Source organism: Ruoffia sp. FAM 20857, from assembly GCF_045528645.1.
GTDB classification, from domain to species: Bacteria; Bacillota; Bacilli; order Lactobacillales; family Aerococcaceae; genus Ruoffia; species Ruoffia halotolerans.
In genome coordinates this window covers 1-5289 of record NZ_JBGQRB010000074.1, presented here as the reverse complement: position 1 = coordinate 5289, position 5289 = coordinate 1, and the positions used below count along the sequence as shown (strand labels likewise).

The window sequence follows — 5289 nt, the reverse complement described above, 5'->3', positions numbered from 1 at the left end:
CTTCTAAATTTAAGGTAATATTTAATTGAGCCATAATAATCTTCCTTTCAATGTTTGTCTGTCAACTACATTGTACCAAAGAGATTATTATGGTTTTTTACTTTTACACAATTATATGGGCTTTATCCGGGTCATCTCATGACAGGGGAAATTGGACGGTTAACAGGACAGGTCAACACATGACAGGGGAAATTAAACACCTAACGGGACACGTCATCGCATGACACGGGAAATTAAACACCTAACGGGACAGGTCAACACATGACATGTCCTATTAACCCACTCCCACCTCCAAACCCATCAAAAAACCGGCCAGCAGTCACAATTTGCAGACTGCTGGCCGATGTATTGGAATATGTTTCTAATTAAGATAATAACATCGCATCAGATGCTAATGTTTCACCTGATTCTTGACGGAAGAGTTCCATTAAACGATCAATCGTTAAGTTTTTCTTCTCTTCTCCGCTCACATCAAGGATTATTCTACCTTGGTGGAGCATAATCAGACGGTTACCGTATTTTACCGCATCATTCATATTATGGGTAATCATTAATGCAGTTAATTGTTGTTCGCTCACAATTCTATCTGTTAATCTGAGAACCATTTCACTTGTCTTAGGGTCTAGAGCTGCCGTATGCTCATCAAGTAGTAATACTTGTGGCTTACGTAATGTTGCCATTAATAACGTTAGCGCTTGGCGTTGTCCACCAGATAAGTAAGCAACGTCCGTAGTTAAACGGTCTTCTAGTCCTAAATCTAATATCTTCAAGCGTTCGATCATTTGTTGGCGATCCGCTTCTTTGACACCTTTCCGAAGGCCACGTTTTAAACCACGGCGATTTGCTAGCGCCATATTTTCCTGGATCGTTAAACGCGCGGCTGTTCCCATCTTAGTATCTTGGAACACGTACCCAATTGAGTCTGCACGTTTGTTCATCGGAAGGCGTGTCACGTCTTCGTAATTAATTTTAATTGATCCTTCATCAGGAGTAAGTGAACCATTAATTGTATTGAGTAAAGTTGATTTACCAGCACCGTTACCACCAATAACCGTTACGAAATCTCCATCATAAAGTGTTAAATCAATGCCTTTTAGAACGTGATTCTCATTCACTGTTCCACGTTCGAATGATTTTTGAATCCCTGATAGTTCTAATTTAATTTTTCTTTCTTCAGTCATTATTTCGCACCTCCGCTCACTGCGCTCTTTTTCCGACTACCAAATTGTCTTTGAATTTGAGGGAAATACAATACAAATCCAAGTAAGATAGCAGAGAATAGACGTAAGTCAGTTGGACGAATATCAATCCATGGTTGGTTTAAAATAAAGTCAATAATTAAGCGGTAAATGAAACTACCTAAAATGATCGAAGTTAAACGGAAACCAATTGATTGGTTAGGAATTACCACTTCAGCAATAATGACTGAGGCCAGTCCAATAACAATGGTACCAATACCCATACTTAGATCGGCAAAGCCGTCTTTTTGTGCTACCATTGCTCCACTTAAGGCAATCAACCCGTTACCAATAATATAGCCTAAAGTCTTCATAAGGTTTGTATTAATCCCGTTTGCTTCACTCATTCGTGGGTTATCCCCAGTTGCTCGAAGCGATAGGCCCATTTCAGTATGTAGAAACAGAACTAATAAAGTAATGATAATCGCTAGGATAATCAAGCCAAGAACTGTTACAGACATATTTTTGCTGAAACCAAACATATCCTCCATAGGTGTGAAAATCGTTTCTTGACCCAGTAAAGCTAAGTTTGAACGTCCACCCATGACTTGGAAGTTAACCGAATATAAACCTGTTTGTAGTAAAATACCCGTTAACAGCGGTGGGATATGAAGTTTTGTGTGTATCCAACCAGCGAGTAAACCACCGGCTGCCCCACCTGCGAAAGCTGCAGCAGTTGCGAGAAATGGGTTAAGACCATTTGTAATTAAAATGGCTGCGATGGCCCCCCCTAAGGGGAACACTCCTTCGGCTGATAAATCTGCGATATCAAGTAATCTGAAGGTAATGTATACCCCAATAGCCATGACTGCCCATACAACCCCTTGGCTAAAACTTGATGAAATAACATCTAGAATCATAAGTTAAACATACTCCTTTAATAAATTTTAAAAATCTATATTATCTTACCATATTTTAATGAATAAGCACTAATCTATTTGAATTGAACTTGCATCAATATCAACAGCTTCTGCGAATTCTTCATTTACAACTAACTCAAAGTTATTACCAACTTCAACTGGCATATCAGCTGGCGATAAATCTTCATCTAACATACGCTTAACCATGTCAGCTGTTTGAACACCATAGTCGAAGTAAGAGTTTGAAATCGTTGCTAAGCCATTGGCATTAATTGTTGAGTCAGATGAGCCAATTAATGCTAAACCAGCTTCTTTCCCAATATCACCTACAAGTGAGATTGAACTATCAATCGTATTATCAGTTACTAATAAGATAGCATCGGACTCATTAACTAAAGCAGTCATCACTTGCGCAATATCATTCGTGTTCGTTACTGATTGGACAATATGATTTAGTCCTTTTTCTTCGATAACTTCTGTCGCAATATCAACTTGATGTTGTGCGTTGACTTCACTTGAATTGTAAATTGTTCCGATGTTTTGTGCATCAGGGACAACTTGTAGTAATAAATCCACGTGATCGGCAATTGGGCCTAAGTTTGTCGTTCCAGTTAAATTACGTCCGGGCGCTTCCATTGAATCAACTAACATCGCTTCAACTGGCGCTGCCACTGCTGCAAAAAATATTGGCTTTTCTTCTTCAACAGATGCTAAAGCTTGCGCAGCTGGTGTGGCAATTGCAAAGATAATATCATTATCTCGCGCGACTTTTTCTGATAATGACTGCAATGTTGACATATCGCTGTTCGCATTTTGTAAGTCCCACTCGACATTTCCATCTAAAAGCTCATCGATGCGCTCTATAAAACCGTCACGCGTATCATCTAATGCTTCATGACTGACGTGTTGTAAGATACCAATTTTAATTGGTTCATCTTGGGCTTTAACCGTTTGAGTTGCTGGAAAAATAGATACGAACGCTAAGGCAATGATTGTTACTAATTGAATTATTTTTTTCATTTTATATGCTCCTATTCAATCGTTGACGGATCGACACCGATGGCTTCAGCAAAATCTTCGTTCACTACAATTTGAAAATCTTTCCCTAATTCAATTTCCATTTCTCCAGGGTTTAAATCTTCATCCAACATGCGAATTACCATTTCTGCTGTTTGAACACCGTAGTCTTCATAAGAGTTTGATAATGTTGCTAGTCCGTTTGTTCTTACAACTGAATCAGATGACCCAATTGTTGGGATCCCTGCTTCTTTAGCAATATCTCCAACTAAAGTAATGGCACTATCAATCGTATTATCCGTTACCATAAACATCGCATCGACATTACCAACAAGTGCATTCATCACTTGTGATATATCGTTCGTACTAATCACTGTTTGAACATCCGTCGCTAAACCTTGTTCTTCAAGTAATTCAACGGCTACGCCCGCTTGAACTTGTGAGTTGACCTCACTTGAGTTGTAAATTAAACCAACTGTTTCAACATCTGGAAAATTACGTATTAATAAGTCGACTTGTTCTTCGATCGGCGCCATATCACTTGTTCCAGTAATGTTTCCTCCTGGAGCTTCGATAGAGTCTGCTAAACCAGCTTCAACTGGATCTGTTACTGCTGCAATAAAAATTGGCTTCTCTTGTTCAACTGATGCTAAAGTTTGAGCTGCGGGTGTTGCAATGGCAAAGAGTATATCGTTATCACGTGCAACTTTTTCACTTAATGATTGAAGACTCGATTGGTCACCACTGGCATTATTAATATCCCATTCAATACGGTCGCCATAAGCTGAATTGTCTAACGTCTCTTGAAAACCTTTCAGCACTGCATCTAAAGCTTCGTGCTCTACATATTGAACAACACCTATATTAATTGTTTCTTCTTGTGCTTGGACTGCTTGGCCACCTGCTAACATTGGAAGTAAAGCTAATACAACGGTAGTAATAATATTAATAAATTTAAATCGACTTTTCATTTTGAATTCTCCTTATCTTTTATTCGGAATCTTCAGAGCTCTCTTCTTCAGATTCTTCTGTATTTTCTTCATCTGATGTTTCTTCTGAACCTAAATCAATATTTGATAAATCTAGACCTAATGTTTCTGCATTTTCTTCATTAACAACTAATTCTAATGTATCTGCGGATTCAACTGGGATAATCTCACCAGATTCAATGATTTCTACTAACATTCCCGCTGTTTGTTTACCTAATTCGTAATAATCTAAACCATATGTCGTTAACCCATTTGCTAAAGCCATATCCTTTGATCCACCGATAATTGGCAGCCCAGCTTCTAATGCTAAATCTCCAACTAGTGTCATTGCACTTGCAATTGTGTTATCTGTTACTGTGAAGATTGCATCTACGTCATCATTAACTAAACCACTCATGACTTGAGAGATGTCATTCGTTGAAGTCACTGTTGCTTCAACAACTTCAATGCCAGCTGCTTCAAGGGCTGCTGTTGCTTTTTCTGCTTCACTCATTGAGTTTGCTTCACCTGAGTTATAGATGATTCCAACACGTTCTGCGTCAGGAACAACTGCTTGGAGTAAAGCTACTTGGTCTTCAATTGGACCAGCATCGGTCGTACCTGTAATATTTGCTTCTGGCTCTTCTAAGTTTTCAACTAAACCTGCACCAACAGGGTCACTGACTGATGAGAATAATACGGGTTTCTTTTGTTCGACATTCGCAATAGCTTGAGCGGCTGGCGTTGCAATAGCGAAAATATAATCACTACTGTTCGTCACATTCTCACTCATTGATTGTAAGTTTGCTGTGTCTCCTGAGGCATTTAAATAATTTAAAGTTAGGTTTTCACCTTCAACATAACCGGCTTCTTCTAAGCCATCAATGAAACCTTGATAGTTTTGGTCTAATGATTCATGCTCTACAAATTGAAGGACACCTACGTTAATTTCTTCTTGATCTTGTGCTTGCGCAGACATTGGTGCTGCGATTGTACCTAATGCTAATAATGAAACTAAGGCTGTTTTTAAATATCGATACATAATTTATTCCTCCATTTTTTCTATTTTTTATAACAAAGGTTCTACAATAAATAGGGTTGATGACAAAAATTAAAATATCATCAACCCTATCTTTGTGTCTTCTAAAAGACGCAGATATTCGTTATATTAAAAGTACCACCAAATAACATAAGGAGAATATCTAC

General features: G+C 38.3%; 5 protein-coding genes. All 5 read right to left on the bottom strand.

From position 1 onward, the window contains the following. Positions 1–365: 365 nt before the first annotated feature. The gene (locus ACEN4N_RS10955; RefSeq protein ID WP_197103871.1) at positions 366–1181 is read right to left on the bottom strand and encodes an ABC transporter ATP-binding protein; all 816 of its coding nucleotides are present in this window, start codon (positions 1179–1181) and stop codon (positions 366–368) included. Beyond that, a complete protein-coding gene (locus tag ACEN4N_RS10950; RefSeq protein ID WP_407094237.1) occupies positions 1181–2098 on the bottom strand; it encodes an ABC transporter permease in 918 nt (305 codons plus the stop codon). Before ACEN4N_RS10950 ends, ACEN4N_RS10955 begins: the two co-directional genes overlap by 1 nt. Positions 2099–2167: 69 nt before the next feature. Next, the gene (locus tag ACEN4N_RS10945) at positions 2168–3118 is read right to left on the bottom strand and encodes an ABC transporter substrate-binding protein (protein ID WP_407094236.1); all 951 of its coding nucleotides are present in this window, start codon (positions 3116–3118) and stop codon (positions 2168–2170) included. A gap of 11 nt (positions 3119–3129) precedes the next feature. Beyond that, positions 3130–4086: an ABC transporter substrate-binding protein gene (locus ACEN4N_RS10940; RefSeq protein WP_407094235.1), complete on the bottom strand. Its 957-nt coding sequence runs from the start codon at positions 4084–4086 to the stop codon at positions 3130–3132. 19 nt (positions 4087–4105) lie between these two features. Beyond that, entirely contained in the window at positions 4106–5125 is a 1020-nt protein-coding gene (locus tag ACEN4N_RS10935; protein WP_407094234.1) for an ABC transporter substrate binding protein, read from the bottom strand. Between the last annotated feature and the right edge of the window lie 164 nt (positions 5126–5289).